The 16,677-nt window shown below is 28.4% G+C and carries 16 protein-coding genes, 1 tRNA gene and 1 pseudogene; 7 read left to right on the forward strand and 11 right to left on the reverse strand.

Going from position 1 to position 16,677, the window contains the following annotated elements; translation table 11 throughout:
* Genes EV02_RS06285 through EV02_RS0108645 form a run of 5 tightly spaced genes read right to left on the reverse strand, consistent with a single transcriptional unit; the run spans position 1 to position 8,359 of the window.
* Positions 1-3,627, reverse strand: coding sequence for a UvrD-helicase domain-containing protein (locus EV02_RS06285; RefSeq protein ID WP_032519147.1), 3,627 nt, complete (start codon positions 3,625-3,627; stop codon positions 1-3).
* Between the two features lie 12 nt (positions 3,628-3,639).
* Positions 3,640-4,113, reverse strand: a complete 474-nt coding sequence (locus tag EV02_RS06280) for a methyltransferase family protein (RefSeq protein ID WP_032519149.1) — start codon at positions 4,111-4,113, stop codon at positions 3,640-3,642.
* 3 nt (positions 4,114-4,116) lie between these two features.
* The gene (locus EV02_RS06275; RefSeq protein ID WP_032519150.1) at positions 4,117-7,299 is read right to left on the reverse strand and encodes an exodeoxyribonuclease V subunit gamma; all 3,183 of its coding nucleotides are present in this window, start codon (positions 7,297-7,299) and stop codon (positions 4,117-4,119) included.
* Between the two features lie 17 nt (positions 7,300-7,316).
* Entirely contained in the window at positions 7,317-7,634 is a 318-nt protein-coding gene (locus EV02_RS06270; RefSeq protein ID WP_032519151.1) for an MgPME-cyclase complex family protein, read from the reverse strand.
* A gap of 8 nt (positions 7,635-7,642) precedes the next feature.
* A complete protein-coding gene (locus tag EV02_RS0108645) occupies positions 7,643-8,359 on the reverse strand; it encodes a pyridoxine 5'-phosphate synthase (RefSeq protein ID WP_032519152.1) in 717 nt (238 codons plus the stop codon).
* Positions 8,360-8,519: 160 nt separating this feature from the next.
* Between EV02_RS0108645 and EV02_RS0108650 the strand changes: the two genes are divergently transcribed.
* Genes EV02_RS0108650 through grxD form a run of 4 tightly spaced genes read left to right on the forward strand, consistent with a single transcriptional unit; the run spans position 8,520 to position 10,263 of the window.
* Positions 8,520-9,134 carry a lysophospholipid acyltransferase family protein gene (locus tag EV02_RS0108650; protein WP_032519194.1) on the forward strand — a complete coding sequence of 205 codons (615 nt, stop codon included), beginning with the start codon at positions 8,520-8,522 and terminating at the stop codon, positions 9,132-9,134.
* A 43-nt stretch (positions 9,135-9,177) separates the two neighbouring features.
* Positions 9,178-9,693: a hypothetical protein gene (locus EV02_RS06265; RefSeq protein ID WP_032519153.1), complete on the forward strand. Its 516-nt coding sequence runs from the start codon at positions 9,178-9,180 to the stop codon at positions 9,691-9,693.
* A 12-nt stretch (positions 9,694-9,705) separates the two neighbouring features.
* On the forward strand, positions 9,706-9,936 hold the full coding sequence (locus EV02_RS06260; RefSeq protein WP_032519155.1) for a BolA/IbaG family iron-sulfur metabolism protein: 231 nt from the start codon (positions 9,706-9,708) through the stop codon (positions 9,934-9,936).
* A gap of 3 nt (positions 9,937-9,939) precedes the next feature.
* Positions 9,940-10,263, forward strand: a complete 324-nt coding sequence (gene grxD / locus EV02_RS06255; protein ID WP_032519157.1) for a Grx4 family monothiol glutaredoxin — start codon at positions 9,940-9,942, stop codon at positions 10,261-10,263.
* A 48-nt stretch (positions 10,264-10,311) separates the two neighbouring features.
* Here the strand turns inward: grxD and EV02_RS06250 are convergent, their stop codons facing one another.
* On the reverse strand, positions 10,312-10,581 hold the full coding sequence (locus EV02_RS06250; RefSeq protein ID WP_025890966.1) for a DUF6761 family protein: 270 nt from the start codon (positions 10,579-10,581) through the stop codon (positions 10,312-10,314).
* An 86-nt stretch (positions 10,582-10,667) separates the two neighbouring features.
* On the opposite strand from EV02_RS06250, the gene EV02_RS06245 reads away from it, so the two are divergent.
* Entirely contained in the window at positions 10,668-11,405 is a 738-nt protein-coding gene (locus EV02_RS06245; protein ID WP_032519159.1) for a response regulator transcription factor, read from the forward strand.
* Here the strand turns inward: EV02_RS06245 and EV02_RS06240 are convergent.
* The 4 genes from EV02_RS06240 to EV02_RS06225 are packed head-to-tail and all read right to left on the reverse strand — an operon-like array spanning position 11,402 to position 15,028.
* Complete coding sequence (locus EV02_RS06240; protein WP_032519161.1) at positions 11,402-11,908, reverse strand: hypothetical protein; 507 nt, start codon at positions 11,906-11,908, stop codon at positions 11,402-11,404. The two genes, EV02_RS06245 and EV02_RS06240, sit on opposite strands and share 4 nt — an antisense overlap.
* Before the next feature lie 15 nt (positions 11,909-11,923).
* Positions 11,924-13,468 (reverse strand): carotenoid isomerase, encoded by a 1,545-nt coding sequence (gene crtH, locus EV02_RS06235; protein WP_032519163.1) that lies wholly within the window; start codon positions 13,466-13,468, stop codon positions 11,924-11,926.
* Positions 13,469-13,492: 24 nt separating this feature from the next.
* Positions 13,493-14,905 (reverse strand): methylenetetrahydrofolate--tRNA-(uracil(54)-C(5))-methyltransferase (FADH(2)-oxidizing) TrmFO, encoded by a 1,413-nt coding sequence (gene trmFO / locus EV02_RS06230; RefSeq protein WP_032519165.1) that lies wholly within the window; start codon positions 14,903-14,905, stop codon positions 13,493-13,495.
* Positions 14,906-14,911: 6 nt separating this feature from the next.
* Positions 14,912-15,028 (reverse strand): photosystem II protein Y, encoded by a 117-nt coding sequence (locus EV02_RS06225; protein ID WP_002807463.1) that lies wholly within the window; start codon positions 15,026-15,028, stop codon positions 14,912-14,914.
* 177 nt (positions 15,029-15,205) lie between these two features.
* Between EV02_RS06225 and EV02_RS06220 the strand changes: the two genes are divergently transcribed.
* A tRNA-Lys gene (locus tag EV02_RS06220) sits at positions 15,206-15,277 on the forward strand.
* 508 nt (positions 15,278-15,785) lie between these two features.
* Positions 15,786-15,893 (forward strand): high light inducible protein, encoded by a 108-nt coding sequence (locus EV02_RS0108655; protein ID WP_011132751.1) that lies wholly within the window; start codon positions 15,786-15,788, stop codon positions 15,891-15,893.
* A gap of 596 nt (positions 15,894-16,489) precedes the next feature.
* Here the strand turns inward: EV02_RS0108655 and EV02_RS09465 are convergent.
* Positions 16,490-16,677, reverse strand: a pseudogene (locus EV02_RS09465) (porin); the annotation flags it as partial.

Genomic DNA, 16,677 nt, shown 5'->3' on the forward strand with positions numbered 1-16,677 from the left:
CTAAAAAAGGTTATCTAAATAATTAATTCTTTTTAAAGGTGCTTTGCTAATAAAAATACCTGGAGATATATCTTCAGACTTAGATTTTTCAAATAATTCAAAATCTGGCAATCCCTTTAAAAACAAATAAATATATCCTCCTAGATGTTTATGTGGTTGATAATTTTTAAGTCGCCACTTTAATAATCTATGCAATGCTAATAAATAAAGATGAGATTGCAATGGATAATGATGTTTAATCATTTCATTTCTCATGTTTTCATAGTTATAGTTTCTTGGTAAACAATCACTATTATCACTACCAGAAATCAAATTACTTTTCCAATCAATTACCCACCATTTACTATCTTCTAATTTATTTCCTACAGGGAAAACACAATCAATACATCCTGAATGAAAGCCTTTATTCATAATTTGAAGATCATTTATTTTATTTGCATATTCTTCACCAAATTCATATTCCTGATCTAAAAAAAAGCAATTTGATATATCATTAGAATTAATATTTCTACCTTCATAAGATAGGGTTAAATCATATTTGAGTTCCTTAATTAAGTATTCTTTGGGAATATCAACTAGTTTCTTATTTTGTAATTCTCTTCCTAAAGATATATTTATGATTCTTAAAATCGCATCTTTTACTTTAAAAGCCAAAGAAGTATCGATTTGATGAAAGTTCAATTCCTCAATTATTAAATCAATTAATTCTTGATTATTATCGTTTCTAAATTCAAATCTTTCTATTATTTTGTGCAGGCAAGTCCCAGCAATAGTTCCTTTTGGAAATTCACTTAAGGGATTTGGATAAGAAAAATAATTAGGATAATTATTTGAATTCTTAAAATTAGAATCTTTGATAATTGATATATTATCCTCATAATCCTTATATTGATAAATGACTGCATCAATATTTTTATCTTTACTTATCCAAGAAGAATAACTTGAATAAGAAATAAATTGATCTGAATTAAATAAATTAGATATTTTTTTATTAACGTTATCGATTTTCCAAAGATTATTATTCAATTGGTTGTTTTGGAACTTAGAAAAAATTTCTTTTGTTTTCTCTTTTTCTATCCTGACTTCAAAAGTAGACTTATAAATATTGATATTTTCCAAATTATTAAGTAAATCATTATTTAAAATATTATTTGTATCCTCTAAATCATTAAAAACAATAAGTTTATATTTGCTCCTTGTAAGTGCTACATAAATTAACCTCTCGCTCTCTTTAAATAAATCTTCTTCTTCTATTAATTTAAATTTTTCAACCTTCTCGTAATTATTAGAGATATTAACATATATATTTCTATTAATATTTGATTTCCAAAGAGGTCCTTTAATTTTACTTGACTTATTTGAAATAATTGAGAGATATGGACATAGGACTATTTCAAATTCGAGGCCCTTACTACTATGAATGGTAGAAAGATTTATTCCATTTTGAAGATTATAATCTTTCGTCAAAAAATCTTCTCCAGTGCAAATTCTTAAAATATGATCTAACTGATTTTTATACCAGTTGAAGACTATATTGAGATCAAAATCATTATTTATTAATTCTATTTCAACAATTTCTGAAAGTTGAAATAAATTTGAATTTAAATCTGAATCTTGAATAATCGAGGATGACTTGTAATTTATAAGTATTTCGTTAACAATGTTTAAAAAACCTTTTTCTCTTAGTTCTTGGGACCAAGTAATGCATTTATTAATTAAAATTTCTAAATTATTACTAATTCCATGTTCAAGTAAATCTTCTAATTTTATTTCTATAAACTTTGAAGCAGCAAGCAAAGTTATATTTTTTAAAGACCTCGGATTTAATAAACATTCAATTAATAAAAATAGTAGAGAACTTGCTTCTGTATCAAAAATATTTTGTTTATTTTGAATTTTGCATGGGATATTAAACTGATTTAATTTTTTTTTAAAATCTAAGCATTGCGAATTATTTAATGTAAGAATCGCAATTTTATTAATATCAATTTCTTTATTATTCAAAATAAAGTTAACTATGTATTGAGTTACAAGATCCTCTACATCAGTCTCTTTTTTTGAAAATTCTACAATTTCAAATACATCCTTAAATTTCAATTCAGGATTAATATTTTCATTAATTCTTGAGGTTAATTTACTATAGTTTAGTTTTGATTGTTTAAGTCCATTCTTATAAAGTATATTAAGAACCTCAATTAACTCCTTTGAGGATCTATAGTTATCTGTAAGACTAAAAAGTTCGATTGCATTAGATCTTGCATCTAAGTAAGTTTCAATATCTCCACCTCTAAATTTGTAAATCGCTTGTTTTGGATCACCTACGCAAAGTAAAAAATGATTTTTTGTATTAAAGAACTTTTTTATTAAATTCCACTGAGTAATATCTGTATCTTGAAACTCATCAACTAAGACACATTTAAATGTTTTTTGAATTTTAGATAGAGTATTAATATTACTAATTTCCGAATCTAGAAATGTATTTTCTAAAGTCTTTATAAGATCATTGAAGTTGAAAATAGAGAAACTTTTCTTTAATTCAATTAATTTTATATAAGCTATTTGAGTAAATATTCTTACAAATTCAGTAAAGAAACCATCTTTTATTTTATAAATTTTATCTTGTAATAAATTAAATTTAGTAAAATCTAATTTTAGATTATGTTTATTAATTTCTTTAGATATATTTTCAATGTAAAAATATTTAGATAAAAGATCATCCTTAGAAATATCATATATAAAATCAATAACATTTTTAGAATTAAGCCTTTTGTTAATCTCTTCAATCCAACAATTTATTTGATTAAACTTATTATTTCTTGGTTTTGCAGCATATATTTGACTTTTTCCTCCACTCTCTTTAATTAATTTTCCCAACTCTATGAGTTGTAAAAATAATTCCTTACCTTTCTTATTCCATTCATAACAAAACTCGTTCCAATTTAAATAAAAAAATTCATTAAAATAATTATTTAAATCAATAATGTTATATTTATTATTTATTTGAAATTTGCAGATATTTTCTTGATCTATATTTTTTAAAATTTGTACAAAAAATGACTTATTGATCCTACTTCCAAATCTAGAACTTATTTTTTTTTTGTTGACTGCTGAAATAAGCTCATAATTAAGATTCAGAAAATCATCAATCCACAAATTATCTATTACATCTTTATACAAATTATCAATATTATTCTCAACATATGGATCTTGTGTTACACCTATTTCAATACTATATTCATCAATAATATTATTACAAAAAGCATGGAAAGTAGTTACTTTTAACTTATAGAATTGATTTATAAAATTATCAATTTCGGAAATTATTTTTTCCTTAGATTTATCTTTATCCTTAAAATTTAGATACCAATCCTTAAGAGTATTATCTATCTTACTTTCATTAGGACTTTGCAAATATAATTTTAAATTATAAAATCTCGAGAGTATTTTATCTTTTAATTCAGAACAAGTATTTTTTGTAAAACTTAGCAAGAGTATCTCATCTGGTTTAACTTTTTTCTCCAAAACATTTCTTAAAACTATGTGAGCCAAAGTAAAACTTTTACCAGTTCCTGCACTTGCTTCTACTAATTTAAACTTATTATCTAATTTAATTTGATTAATATCCATTTCTTTATAAAATTAAACTTTGACCTCATTTTTATAAAGTAAGTAATTCTTAAATTTATTCATTAAATATTTCTCTTCCAAGGCAATCTTAAATTTAATTATTAAAGCTAAACTTATTGTCAAAAATAAAAAATAAATAGTTAATTTTATTAAAAAAACTCCAATAGAAATAAATATTAAAGAATAGTACATAGGATGACGCATAAATCGATAAATACCTGTAGTAACTAGATTGCTATTTTTTGTAGGTCTTGGGAAAGGGGATAAATTTCTACCTAAGTCTTTAATTGAAACTAATATTATTATGAAAGCGATTATGATAATTAAAATACCTAGTAAATAAGAAAAAGGACTTGCTTGAATTATTTGTTTTTGTGCCAGAAATTCCCATTGAAAAAAATGAAGACTAATAATAAAGAACTGTAAAAAAACAAGCATTGGATCATAAGCAGCTTTAAAAAAATTTTTTAACTGAAATTTAGACATTTTTTATTTGTTTAATGCTTTAATTAGAGGACCATATAATCTGTATGATAATTTATCAAAATTATTATTTCCAAGAAAAAAATCTGGTTCTCTTTCATTACCAAAACACATTTTCATTTCGATATTATCTCTTTCTCCTTTAAAAAAAATTTTATTACCAATCCATTTATCTATAAAAGCTTTTTTTTCATTTTTTGATTTTATTTTTGCTTCTACATATTTATAAGCACTTTCTGGTGGAATAGGTAAACATTTTTCAGAATAATTTTTAAAAATATTTATGTAATCCTCCAAAATTAGATTTGATTCAGATCCTCCCGGTGATTGAATAATTTGCGATTTATAATTATTTTCTGTTCTAAAAATTACTTTAGTCTTTTTTATATTCCTCTTTAAAGAAGAAATAAAGAGTAATTTTATCCAAGCCTCAGTTAAATGACTAAAACTTAACTTCGCATTAATTAATTCAATTACGGTGTCATCAGCGATTATATATTCTTCTTTATTCGCATTTAACTTAACATAGATTTTATTAATCTCTTTATGTTTACTCAAACTTGCAGATAGACTGATTAATAATTCTTTGATTTCTTTTTCTTTTGTAAAAGTACTATTTTTGGGCATAATAATACCATTTTCAGCCAATTGATCATTAATATTTAATTCATTTAAATCATCAAAAATATTATGATTATCAATCTCTACTTGTTGGATTATTTTTGAAATTAGTTGCGACTTTTGCAGATTGCTTACATACTCCTCGTCTGGATGATGAATAAATATTTCCTTGGGTGAAATATCGTTTTTATTAAGCCAATATTTTTGTGGAGTCTTAAACCAATAAATCAGTTCTGATAATTTGTAATTTTTAATATCAAATTTTTTTTCATTCCAATTTATATCTTCTATTAAAGAATAATTACTTTTAACAATCTTAGATTTATCAATATCAATTATTTCATTTTTATTTAAATCAGAATCTTTAATTATTAATTCTCTTTGGCCTTGGTTTAAGGAACTATCAAAAAAAGAAATTAACTCTTTTATAGGAAAAGAAACATCTAATTTTTTATTATCTTTATCATTTTTTACCCAAGTAACTATAAATTTATCTCTGCAGGCAATTAACAACTCCAGAAATGCATATTTCTCTCTTTCAAAAACAGATGGATCACCCAAATGATATTTGTTTTTTAATAAATTAATATTTTCACTCTTTGGTAATTTTGGATAATTAACGCTATTCATGTCTATTAGGAAGATAACCTTATGTGGAATATGCCTTGAATTCTCAATATCACTTACAAGGATCTTGTTGATACGTGATTTGCTTTGATATTTAGCTTTATTTATGCAAGAAATTAATATTTCTCTAAAAACTTTTAACAAGATAAGATCATCAGGTATTAAAGGTATTGCGTGATTATCAAGAATTCTATTTATTTCACTTATTTCTAAATTGAAATTTGCATTAGAATTAGCAATACTTTTTAATATAAACTTTAACTTTTCTACCCAATTCGAGTAAGAAAAAGATCCTCTAAGAAAATTAATATATTTTTTTAAATGAATTAATATTTTAACCCATTTATTCAAATCCAAACTTATATTTTTATAGCTAAATGGTTTTAAATTAAAAGTACTTAAATTTACTTCTTTGTCATAAATTAAGCCTAATGTAATTCTTTTTATACACCAATCTAGTGTATTTTTCTCTTCACCTAATCTTTCTTTATCATCTAAACCCCAATGAAACCCGGCTTGGGTAAGTAAGAAAATAATTTCATCCTTCTCAGTAATATTAAAATCAAAAATGTTCTGAGTTACTTTTTTCGAAAGAATATAATCTATTTTTTCAAGTGTAATTTTTTCACTAGCTATTTCAGTGATGTCAATTAGAAATTCATAAATGCTTGAAGAGTCATGATTATCCTCATCAATAAAAAAATAAGGTATCTTTTCACCATTAATTAACTCATTATTAAATATGTACCTTAGATAAGGTTTAATTAAATTAGTTTGTGGAGATAAAACAGCAATATCACTATATTTAATATTCTCGCAAGAATTTATTATTTCTATAATTTTATTTCTTAAATATTCAAATTGACTATTATGATTAAAATGCTCACAAAGTAATATTGAATCATCCCTTTCACTTACTATAAAATCAACGCTATTATTATCAATTAGTCTTTTTTGAATTTGATTAAGAAGAGGAATATCTTTCTTATTATGAAAATTAGTAGTTGGATCGAAATAAATAAGATTATTTTTTAAATTTATACCTTCTGTATAAATATTTTCATCAATTAATTTCTGAAAGTTTGCTCCAAATTTACCAAATATTCTCTCTATATTTGTATTATTTAAATTAGATTTACTTTTATTATCATCAAATTCCAACTCACCTTCAAGACAATTTATTCTATTCCATAAATCTTCTCCAGGAGATATTAAATATAAATTTACCTTAATAAATTTTGAAAGTTCTGAATAAAAATTTATATGTAGTTTAGATAAGTTATTGTCTGAAAAAATATAAATTTGATTTGGTACTTGAAATTGCACTTTTTTAATTTTTCTTAAATTCTTTATTACTTCAATCATGTATAAACATGATGGCTTTTCCGATATCTTTTCCTCTAATAATTTATACAAAATAGGTTGCCAAAATTGATCTGAGTTTAAATTCTTAAATAGATTAGATGAATTAATTTCATATCTATTCCATTGAGAAATCATTTCAGGTCTAAAAATCAGATAATCAATAAAATTATTCGTGATCTTTTTTGTCAGATTATATATGTCTCCATCAATTGTCTTTTTATTATCCAAATATTTATTAATCCAATTTCTAAGAGGAAATGATTCTTTAAAGCTATTTAATTCTTCCAAAGAATCAATAATGCCCCATTTAATTGACTCAAAATTCCACGCGCTCATATCAATTGCAGGGAAAAAATTTGTCAATAAAGATTCGGTATAAGTTGATATTGTCTTTAATTCATAAAGAGCACTTATTTTGTTTTTTATAGTTATTTGTTCACGTAACCAATTCCCCAAAAAGTAATTGGGGACTACTATTTCTAATTTCTCATTTATAGGCGGAGGACATATTTTTAATTCCTCTGCTAACAGCTCACTAATTACTTCAATTTTATTTGACTTATAAAGATTGAGCAATTTACTAGATGGTTATATTAATCAACTTTAAATGGATCAATTATTTCTGCATTAGGACATTCGAATTCCCCCACACCAACAAACTCTAAACGAAGCTTTAAGAAAGTTATAAATTTTTTATCAGTCGATAAAACAACTGCTGGGGTAGATGGAATTTTTGCTTTTAGCTCAGCAAATTGGGCGGTTTGTAAAAATGATGGATTTTTTAAGAGCCAAAAATCTATTTCTTTATTATTTTCTTTATAGTTCCTCATCCTCTCTTTCAAAATTTCATCAAGTGGTTCTTCAACTGTTAAAAACTTTTCACTTGCCGCGACGAAAAAATATTTTGTCATTTTGAAATTTAATTTGATGTAATAAGTGACTTCATTTCACGAACAGACTTTTCTAATCCTATCGCTAAAGCCCTTGCAACAATACTATGACCGATGTTTAACTCGTTCATATTGTTAATTGCTGCAATTTTTTTTACATTATTGTAATTAAGGCCATGACCAGCGTTAACAACTAATCCAAGGTCATTTGCTAAATGTGTAGACTCTATAATCCTTTGGAGCTCTTTATACTGATCAGATCCTGATAGTTCAGCATATTTTCCAGTATGTAATTCAATAAAATCAAAACCTATTTCTTTGGAAAAATTTATCTGTTCACCAAGAGGATCAATAAATGCACTTACTTTTATATTTGAATCCTTTAAATTTTCAACAAAATTCTTAAGGTATTGCACATTACTTTTTACATCCAACCCGCCTTCAGTAGTAACTTCTTGTCTTTTCTCGGGTACAAGAGTTACATAATCGGGAAGAGTTTTTTTGGCAATTTCTAACATTTCTTCAGTAGCAGCCATCTCTAAATTGAGTTTTGTTTTTATAGTCTCTTTTAGAAGGAATAAGTCTCTATCTTGTATATGCCTTCTATCTTCTCTTAGATGAACTGTTATGGAGTCTGCACCTCCTAATTCAGCTAAAAAAGCAAATTGCACAGGGTCAGGCTCCACAGTTTTCCTCGCTTGCCTTACATTTGCAATATGATCAATATTTACTCCTAAAGTAGCCATAATTTTGAAAATCTTTATTTCTAGACAATCTAGTAACCGCCCAATAATAGCTAATAAAAAAGGGCAAACACTTAAATTATTAATATATAGTAAATAGAACTTGAAGAAGAATACCTTAGATATTTGGCATAAAATCAACCCTATATTGGGATTTATTGCAATGTTTGTTACCCAGGACGTTGTTTTGAGATTCTTTTTTAGAAAAAAGAAAATATTAACAAATGGTTATTTGATTCCCATAAATTCCTCTATCATTTTAGCTCCAACCCACAGATCAAGATGGGACGGCTTAATACTCACAATGGCAATGGGTAGAAGGGTAACAAAGAAGGATTGTAGATTTATGGTCACTAAATCCGAAATGAGAGGAATACAAGGTTGGTTTTTAAAAAGACTTGGATGTTTTTCAATAAATCAATTATCGCCATCTCTCTCAGCTTTAAGATATGCGATTGATCTTATAGAAAAAGGCGAACAATTAGTTGTTTTTCCCGAAGGAAAGATTAATAGATATGGAAAAAAATTAGTTCTCAAAGAGGGACTATGCAGATTAGCTAGATTAGCTACAAAAAAAACAACCTCTATTACTATAATTCCTATAGGAATTGCTTACAGCAAAATACCTCCAAACTTTAGGGGCGAATTTTGTTTATCTTTTGGAAAACCAATACCAATTAATAATTATTCAAGCCTTACTATTAAGGATTTTAATAAATTTCTAAATGAAAAAATGATTCAAGAGGAAGAAAAAGCATTAAAAAGTGTAGGTAGATGAATCTGGAATAAGTTACTATGTACTCTAATAATTGAAAAAGAAAATGAAATTCTTTAAATTAATCCCAATTTTATTTATATTTTTTGGAAATGTTCCTTACAAAAATGAAGTTCATGCAGAAATAAAGAATCCAGAAGACTTCAAAGTCCTCTCAAATGAGAGTAAAAAGCTTTCCCTCTCAAACGTTGAATATTTTATAAAAGAAGGTGATAAATATATTAAAAATGGGGATTTTGAAAAAGCTAAGGATTTTTATTTAGACGCTAGAAAATTAGCAAAGCAACTTGCGTCTTTTTATTCTGATCTAAATTCATCGTTCAAAGGTATTGATGCAAGAATACCAAATGAAATGCAAAGGAAAGGTAAGCAAACATTACAAATTTTGGCAGAATCAAATGAAAGATTAGCCTCTTTGTATATAAAAACTGAAAAACCTGAGGTTGCAGTACCCTTACTTGTTGAAACAATTAGAATAATGTCACCTAATAGCCCTGCAGGTAAAGAAGCTTATGAAAGATTGATCCAACTAGGATTTGTTGAGACAAAATATAAAGGTTAATTAAAATTTACAATGATTACTAAAATAGAAGTTATTAACTTAATAACAAAAAAAATCCCTAATTCCCAAGTATTTGTTGAAAACCTAAAGGGAAATGATCATTTGCAAGTAACTGTAATCGCATCTGAATTCTTTGGATTATCATTAGTTAAACAACACCAGCTAGTATATTCTGCTTTGAAGGAAGAATTAGCTTCAGAGGCTATTCATGCACTGGCATTAAAAACAGAAACTCCAAATTGAATTATGGACAACCTAACAAAAGATAAAATACAAAAACTGATTGAATCTAATCCAGTAATGGTTTTCATGAAAGGGACAAAATTAATGCCTCAATGCGGTTTTTCCAACAATGTAGTTCAAATATTAAATTCTTTAGGGGTAGAATTTGGTTCCTTTGATGTTTTAAGTGATTTCGCTATAAGAGAAGGTATCAAAGAATATTCAGATTGGCCAACAATTCCTCAAGTTTACTTAAAAGGAGAATTTCTTGGTGGATCAGACATTCTTATTGAGATGTACAACTCTGGATCTCTCAAAGAAAAAATAGAAGTTGAATTAGCGTCTTAAAACAATTAGTGAGTATAAATACTTTATTGATTAATAAAAATTAATATTTTAAATCCTTTTTTTGTCAAAAAAACCTTTATTTCCATCTCCATCTGGATCAATAAAACTTGACGGATCTAAAATCCATCTTTCAATTAATCTTTCTAATTTCTCTTGATCCTTTTGCTCTAAACTACTGCAATTCCTTAATGCTTGGAGATAACCATCACTATATAATTTAAGATCAGATGGCGTATGAAAACGAGTAACTAAGTCCTGGCAACTATCGCAAATTGACTGAAAGTGACGAATTGCTTTGGGGTTTTCAAATGATGTCATAATTCGATAAATTCTGATTTTTATTTTGCATTTGTTATACCTTATTAAGAACGATCAAAAATTGCCTGGCCCAACAGTAATTAAGAATGCAATCAACTGAGCAAATCTTAGCTTCAACTCCTGGCAGTTCACAATTGCCTACGAGCTCTCAAACTCCCTCAAGAGTTCTAGTTGTTGAACCTCACCCCACACTTAGAACAGTACTTGTGCAAAGGCTTCGCCAAGATGGCCATTTAGCTGCAGCAGTAGGTACAGCTGCAGAAGCTATTGACTTATGCAGAGAACAAGCACCTGACTTATTAGTTAGCGCAGAAATCCTAGAGCAGAATACTGCAATGAGATTAGCTCAACAACTTGGGTCTTCAGTCATAGTTTTAACGGCAAGATCAGGTGTTGAAGCATTAGTAAATCTTTTAGATGAAGGGGCAGATGATGTCCTCAGAAAACCTTTTGGACTTGAAGAGCTTGCAGCACGATGCAGAACACTCCTAAAAAGGGGAAGGATAGGATTACAAGAAAAAGTTGAGGTTGGACCTTTAGAGGTTCATCTTCTTTTGAGACAAGTTACTCTAAGCGAGAAGCCAGTAGAATTAAGTCCTAGGGAGTTTGCACTCCTTTGCGCTCTTTTAATGCCACCTGGGATGGTAAGAAGTCGTCAAGAGCTCTTAAGAATGGCCTGGCCGCCCTTCAGTGGTGGCCCAAGGTCTGTTGATACTCAAGTATTAACCCTGCGTAGGAAATTAGAGCAGGCTGGATTGGGAGAAGGAGGGGGAATAACCACTGTTAGACAACAAGGTTATAGATTCAGTATTGATAATATTTAATTTAGAAAAGCAAATAATTCACCAATAATCATTAAAACTGATATTAAAGTCAGTAATTTATATGTCCATAGTGGTGATATGTAAGATATTTCATTAATAGCAATACCAGTATTACTGGAAACAATTAATAAGAATTTTTCAAAGTTTTCCAATCTTTGTGGGACAAGGATATTATCACCTTGAAAAGTATTAAAGTAATAAACTTTACTACCCTGACTGGTTGGCAAAGATTTGATTAATTTAATATCTTTCCAAGAAATCTCCCAATTTTTTTTTCCTAAGAATTTTGAAATAAAACTACTTTTGTATGAAATCTTATTACTGCAAGTTTCTACATAATCACTTGTGATATTGATTATCAAATAAACTCCTAAGGCAAAAAATATAATAGATGGTATTTTTAATTTTTCAATTGAAATAAATGGTAAAGGAATTGTAAGCGCTAAATAGAGAGAAATTAACGAACTTTTTACGAAAAAAGGAGTTTTAAACGTTTCTATCATTTCTGAAGTATCCTTTTAATCAGGCAATTTAAAACTGTTTATGTTTAACTTTGCACCTATTTTGTGAGCGCATGCGTATCCACTAAAAGCAACTGCATTTAGGCCTTGGCCAGGGAAACATGAATCCCCTACACAATAAAGGTTTTGAATTTTTGTAGTGTTGAAAGGCATGGGCAAAAGTCCAAGCAACTTTTTACTGGGAATTGGCCCATAACTACCTTCATATCTTCCAAGAAACTTTTTATGAGTTTTGGGAGTACCAATTTCTTTGTGATCAATATTTTGTTCAAGATTAGGAAGAATAGTCGATATTTTTTCAACAAGAAAAGAAAAATATTTTTCTTTCTTTTGCAAATATTCTTTCCTTGATAGGCCTTCCCATTCACTCATCGATGAAGGAGTAAATGCATGTACGATATGTTTACCTTCTGGAGCTAAAGAAGAATCAAGCAAAGTAGGTATAGAAACAAAAATAACTCCCTTTTCTCTTTCTAATTCTTCCCAATTATCAACGATTATATGATGACAATTAAAATTATCGGATATTAGATTTTTTTCTACTCCAAGGTGAATCGAAACAAAAGAAGGTGAAGGTTTATAAGTTTCTGACCACTTATATTCACTTTTTGGGACGTTTTTACTCGAAATTAATCCTTTAGTATTATCTTTTAATCCAAATGTATCCCATCTAGTGGAGTTGGATACAATAATGTTTGAATATATCTTTTCCCCATTTGAGAGCTTAACTCCTACCGCTTTCTCATCCTTTAAGAGGATTTCTGTCACATTGGCTTTATATCTAACTTTTCCTCCTAATTTTTCAATACCAGAAACAAACTTCTCTGCTATGGTTCCAACGCCACCTTTTGGATAATTTATCCCCCCAGCATGCCTATCTGTAAATACCATTCCCGCATTAATCATAGGGGTTTTTAGAGCTGGCATTACAGACCAACAAAAACATTCGATATCGATAAATCTTAAAAGTTCAGGATCTTTTATAAACTTTCTTGCAACATCTCCCGCATTTGCTGGCAACCATCTAGCTAACCCTAAACAGGATAATGGAGATTTAAAGAAAACTTTAAAAAGATAACTTGGATCCTCTATTGATAAAAGAGGCATTGAGTCTAAACATTTAAATACACTTGTACAAGTATCGTAGAATTTCTTGATACCTTTTTTTTCATTAGGGAAACTAGCTGATAATTTGCTTATAAATTGCTCATAATTTTTATCTACAGAAATATTAAAGTTATGTGGTAAGTGATATTCCAGTTGAACAGGATCGGGAATAGTTTCGCATTTTTCATTTACATCTTTCAAAGCACGAGTTAATAAATTGGTATAGCCTTTCTCTCCAAATCCAAAAATCATTGAAGCCCCTACATCAAAGGTATAGCCTTTTCTCTTAAAAGAGCCTCCACTTCCCCCTGGAATAATATATTTTTCAAGAACCAATACTTGAGCTCCTTTCGCCGCCAATTGTGAAGCAGTTACTAACCCTCCTATACCTGAGCCAATAATAATTGCATCGAAATTTTCCTTATTTAATTCCATTTTGTGGATCTTTGATAATTAATCTTAGTAAATTTTGCTGAGTAAGTGGTCTTTATCAAAACAAGAATTAAGTTTATATTTAAAGTCATTCAAGGCTTCAGTAGATCTTTCTTGATAAGCTTTGTATCTTAATCTTTTATCTTTTATTCTGTTAGTTAGTTCTGGAACTAAACCAAATGAGGCAGGCATTGGTTGGAATTTATTTTTTTTCTGATTGGACAATATTTGATTTTTGTTGCTAATAAAATTGATTAAAGAACCAATCATTGATTCACTTGGAAAACTTACTGGTTTTTTACCCTTAGCTAATAAGGATGCATTTATTCCTGCAAGCAAGCCCCCTGCAGCTGCTGCTGCATAACCTTCTGTCCCCGTTATTTGACCCGCCGCAAAAAGATTTTCCCTTTTCATAAATTGCAATGTCGGTAAAAGTAATTTTGGAGATTCTAAGAAAGTATTTCTATGCATTACTCCAAAGCGTACAAACTCAGCCTTTTCTAAACCAGGAATCATCCTAAATATTCTTTTTTGCTCTGACCATTTGAGGTTAGTTTGAAAACCTACCATGTTTAGTAATTTCCCTTCTAAATCTTCTTTCCTTAATTGGACAATTGCATGAGGTCGCTTTTTTAATCTATTTTCCCTATCAAATAAATCTCCCCATTTTGGATTCCACAAACCAATAGATTTCAATGGTCCATATCTCATTGTATCAACTCCTCTTCTAGCAATTTCTTCAATTGGTAAGCAAGCTTCAAAGAAATTAGCTGATTCTTTCTCAAAGTCTTTTAAATTAGCCTGCTCTCCTTCAATCAATTCTCTTCTAAACGTTATATATTCGTCCTTATTTAAAGGGCAATTCAAATATGCCGGATCTCCTTTGTCGTACCTACTAGCTTTAAATACAATCTCTTGATCAATAGTATCTCCATATACAATTGGACTAGCGGCATCAAAAAAATGACACGCATTGATACCAGTAAAAGCTTGAATTTTATAAGACAATTCATCAGCAGTTAATGGACCAGTTGCGAGGATCGTAATATTTTCTTTGCTAGGGATATCCAATTGTTCAAACCTCTTAATTTCGATTAAAGGATGATTAGATAAAATTTCAGTCAAAGCGTTACTAAATTTTGATCTATCAACCGCCAAGGCACCTCCAGCAGGAACAGCAAATTTATCTGCTGTATTGATGATCAATGAATTAAAACCTCTTAGCTCTTGCTGCAATAAACCTGCCGCTCTATCTGGACTTAATGCCCCAAAGCTATTGCTACAAACTAATTCTGCAAATGTACTCGTATGATGAGCTGGAGTTGATTTGAAAGGTCTCATTTCGACTAATTTAACTGGCACACCAGAGGTTGCCAATTGCCAAGCTGCTTCGGAACCTGCAAGACCTGCTCCAATTACTATTACTTCTTTCCCTATCAAATCGAATTAATCCTTACCCAAAAAGTCTCTATTGAATTGCTCTCTTGCAGGCTTTTGAATGTTAAATACAACCCAAGCTAGAGCAGCAATAATTGGGGCAAAAACGACAATAGTTCTTAACATCTTTTTAATTTGATAACTAATTAAATATATTAGCTTTTTAACGCAGATAAGGAGAGAATTTATTAAATTTTTATCTAATTATTTAAAAATTGTATTGCAATTGTTTAAGTAAGAATAATAAGTTGTTTTTTTTACCTTAAAAAGGGATAATTCATTATGTATTCTTTTTAACATTACGGGTCGCTAGCTCAGCGGTAGAGCATCCGGCTTTTAACCGGCTGGTCCTGAGTTCGAATCTCAGGCGACCCACATCTACATTAATTGAATTCATTGACCATAAATAAATAAAAACGACTTAAACTTAGCTTTAAAAGATACTTTTTTTAATAAAAAATTGATTAAGCATAAAGAATAAAGCCAACTGTATTCGAAAACTGAATTTAAGAGCAAATAAACAATGAATTAATTAGGATAAATTTTGCTCAGTATTCAACCATAACTTACATATCAAAAATAAAATGCCTTCTTGGTTTAAAAGATCATAATTTCCCGATGACTAATCTTCGCAACATAAAAAAACACAACAATAGAATTCGACATGAATTTTTGAAACGCTATTTTATCCATACAGAGCGTAAATACATCCATTAGATATCCTTTGGAAGAAAGTCTAAACTTCTTGCGCAATTATGTAACATTATTGCAACGTAAAAGGCAATAACAAAAAAAAAAGTAAATATTCATTAAATTCAGTTGTTTTACTTTACAAAGCTTTACATTTCCTGTTACAATGATTTACATAATTTACTTTTTTATCATGACTCCTGAAGCAGAACGTTTTAACGGTTGGGCAGCAATGTTGGGTTTTGTCGCAGCTGTAGGTGCCTACGTAACAACTGGTCAAATCATTCCTGGTTGGTTTTAAATTTTAGAAGCAAGAATTCTTCCTCTAAAATTGTTTGAGATTACATTCTTAAACTACAATTTCAATAACTTAAATTCTTAACATTTCTTCTTTTTAAACTTATTGAAGAAATGTTTTTTTACTTTATCCTATTTATTTTTTTAAGGACTATTTATTATAGATTTTAAGGAAACAATCAATGGTAATCTGGTAATAACTAGTTTTATAAGCTTTCATCATAAATTTCGTTTTATTCACTAAATTAGGCTAGGGATTTTAAAAATTTGAATATAAAACATCATGACATATTCTAAGCATTCTAATTGAAAGTAATTTATTAATAAAAATACATTCTCAACTTTATTTATTGTTTTTTTCTATATTGTCTAGACATGTAGAGCATAAAAGATGTCCTTTTTTTTTCCAAAATGTCTTTTTAGACCTTTCTATATCCTTTCTACAAATTAAACATTTAAATATCGGAGTCATTAAATTTTCTTCTTTAATTAGTAATTTAACCAAATTTTCAATTTTCATCTTTTCAAAAAAAAAAGACCTGCACATATAGGCAGGTCTCTTTTTAATTAAAAAGTTAATTTAAAATTATTTAAATAAACTTAGAAGCTAAAGCTTGTTGTAACAACCATTCCAAACTCGTCATCATCAGCGTCTTCAATTATGAATAGACCTGGTGTAACAGTCATGCCATCATTGACATCATATGAATAAGCAAGTTCATACATGTAGTTGTCATCATGATCATCAGCTAATTCTTGTGTTGATGCACCAAGACTTAATGATCCAG

This window comes from Prochlorococcus marinus str. SB, from assembly GCF_000760115.1.
GTDB classification, from domain to species: Bacteria; Cyanobacteriota; Cyanobacteriia; order PCC-6307; family Cyanobiaceae; genus Prochlorococcus_A; species Prochlorococcus_A marinus_D.

Excerpts from the sequence above, each read along its gene's own strand:
- EV02_RS06285 (WP_032519147.1), bottom strand. The coding sequence starts at position 3,627 with ATGGATATTAATCAAATTAAATTAGATAATAAGTTTAAATTAGTAGAA.
- EV02_RS06280 (WP_032519149.1), bottom strand. The coding sequence starts at position 4,113 with ATGTCTAAATTTCAGTTAAAAAATTTTTTTAAAGCTGCTTATGATCCA.
- EV02_RS06270 (WP_032519151.1), bottom strand. The coding sequence starts at position 7,634 with ATGACAAAATATTTTTTCGTCGCGGCAAGTGAAAAGTTTTTAACAGTT.
- EV02_RS0108645 (WP_032519152.1), bottom strand. The coding sequence starts at position 8,359 with ATGGCTACTTTAGGAGTAAATATTGATCATATTGCAAATGTAAGGCAA.
- EV02_RS0108650 (WP_032519194.1), top strand. The coding sequence starts at position 8,520 with ATGTTTGTTACCCAGGACGTTGTTTTGAGATTCTTTTTTAGAAAAAAG.
- EV02_RS06265 (WP_032519153.1), top strand. The coding sequence starts at position 9,178 with ATGAAATTCTTTAAATTAATCCCAATTTTATTTATATTTTTTGGAAAT.
- EV02_RS06260 (WP_032519155.1), top strand. The coding sequence starts at position 9,706 with ATGATTACTAAAATAGAAGTTATTAACTTAATAACAAAAAAAATCCCT.
- grxD (WP_032519157.1), top strand. The coding sequence starts at position 9,940 with ATGGACAACCTAACAAAAGATAAAATACAAAAACTGATTGAATCTAAT.
- EV02_RS06250 (WP_025890966.1), bottom strand. The coding sequence starts at position 10,581 with ATGACATCATTTGAAAACCCCAAAGCAATTCGTCACTTTCAGTCAATT.
- EV02_RS06245 (WP_032519159.1), top strand. The coding sequence starts at position 10,668 with ATGCAATCAACTGAGCAAATCTTAGCTTCAACTCCTGGCAGTTCACAA.
- EV02_RS06240 (WP_032519161.1), bottom strand. The coding sequence starts at position 11,908 with ATGATAGAAACGTTTAAAACTCCTTTTTTCGTAAAAAGTTCGTTAATT.
- crtH (WP_032519163.1), bottom strand. The coding sequence starts at position 13,468 with ATGGAATTAAATAAGGAAAATTTCGATGCAATTATTATTGGCTCAGGT.
- EV02_RS06225 (WP_002807463.1), bottom strand. The coding sequence starts at position 15,028 with ATGTTAAGAACTATTGTCGTTTTTGCCCCAATTATTGCTGCTCTAGCT.
- EV02_RS0108655 (WP_011132751.1), top strand. The coding sequence starts at position 15,786 with ATGACTCCTGAAGCAGAACGTTTTAACGGTTGGGCAGCAATGTTGGGT.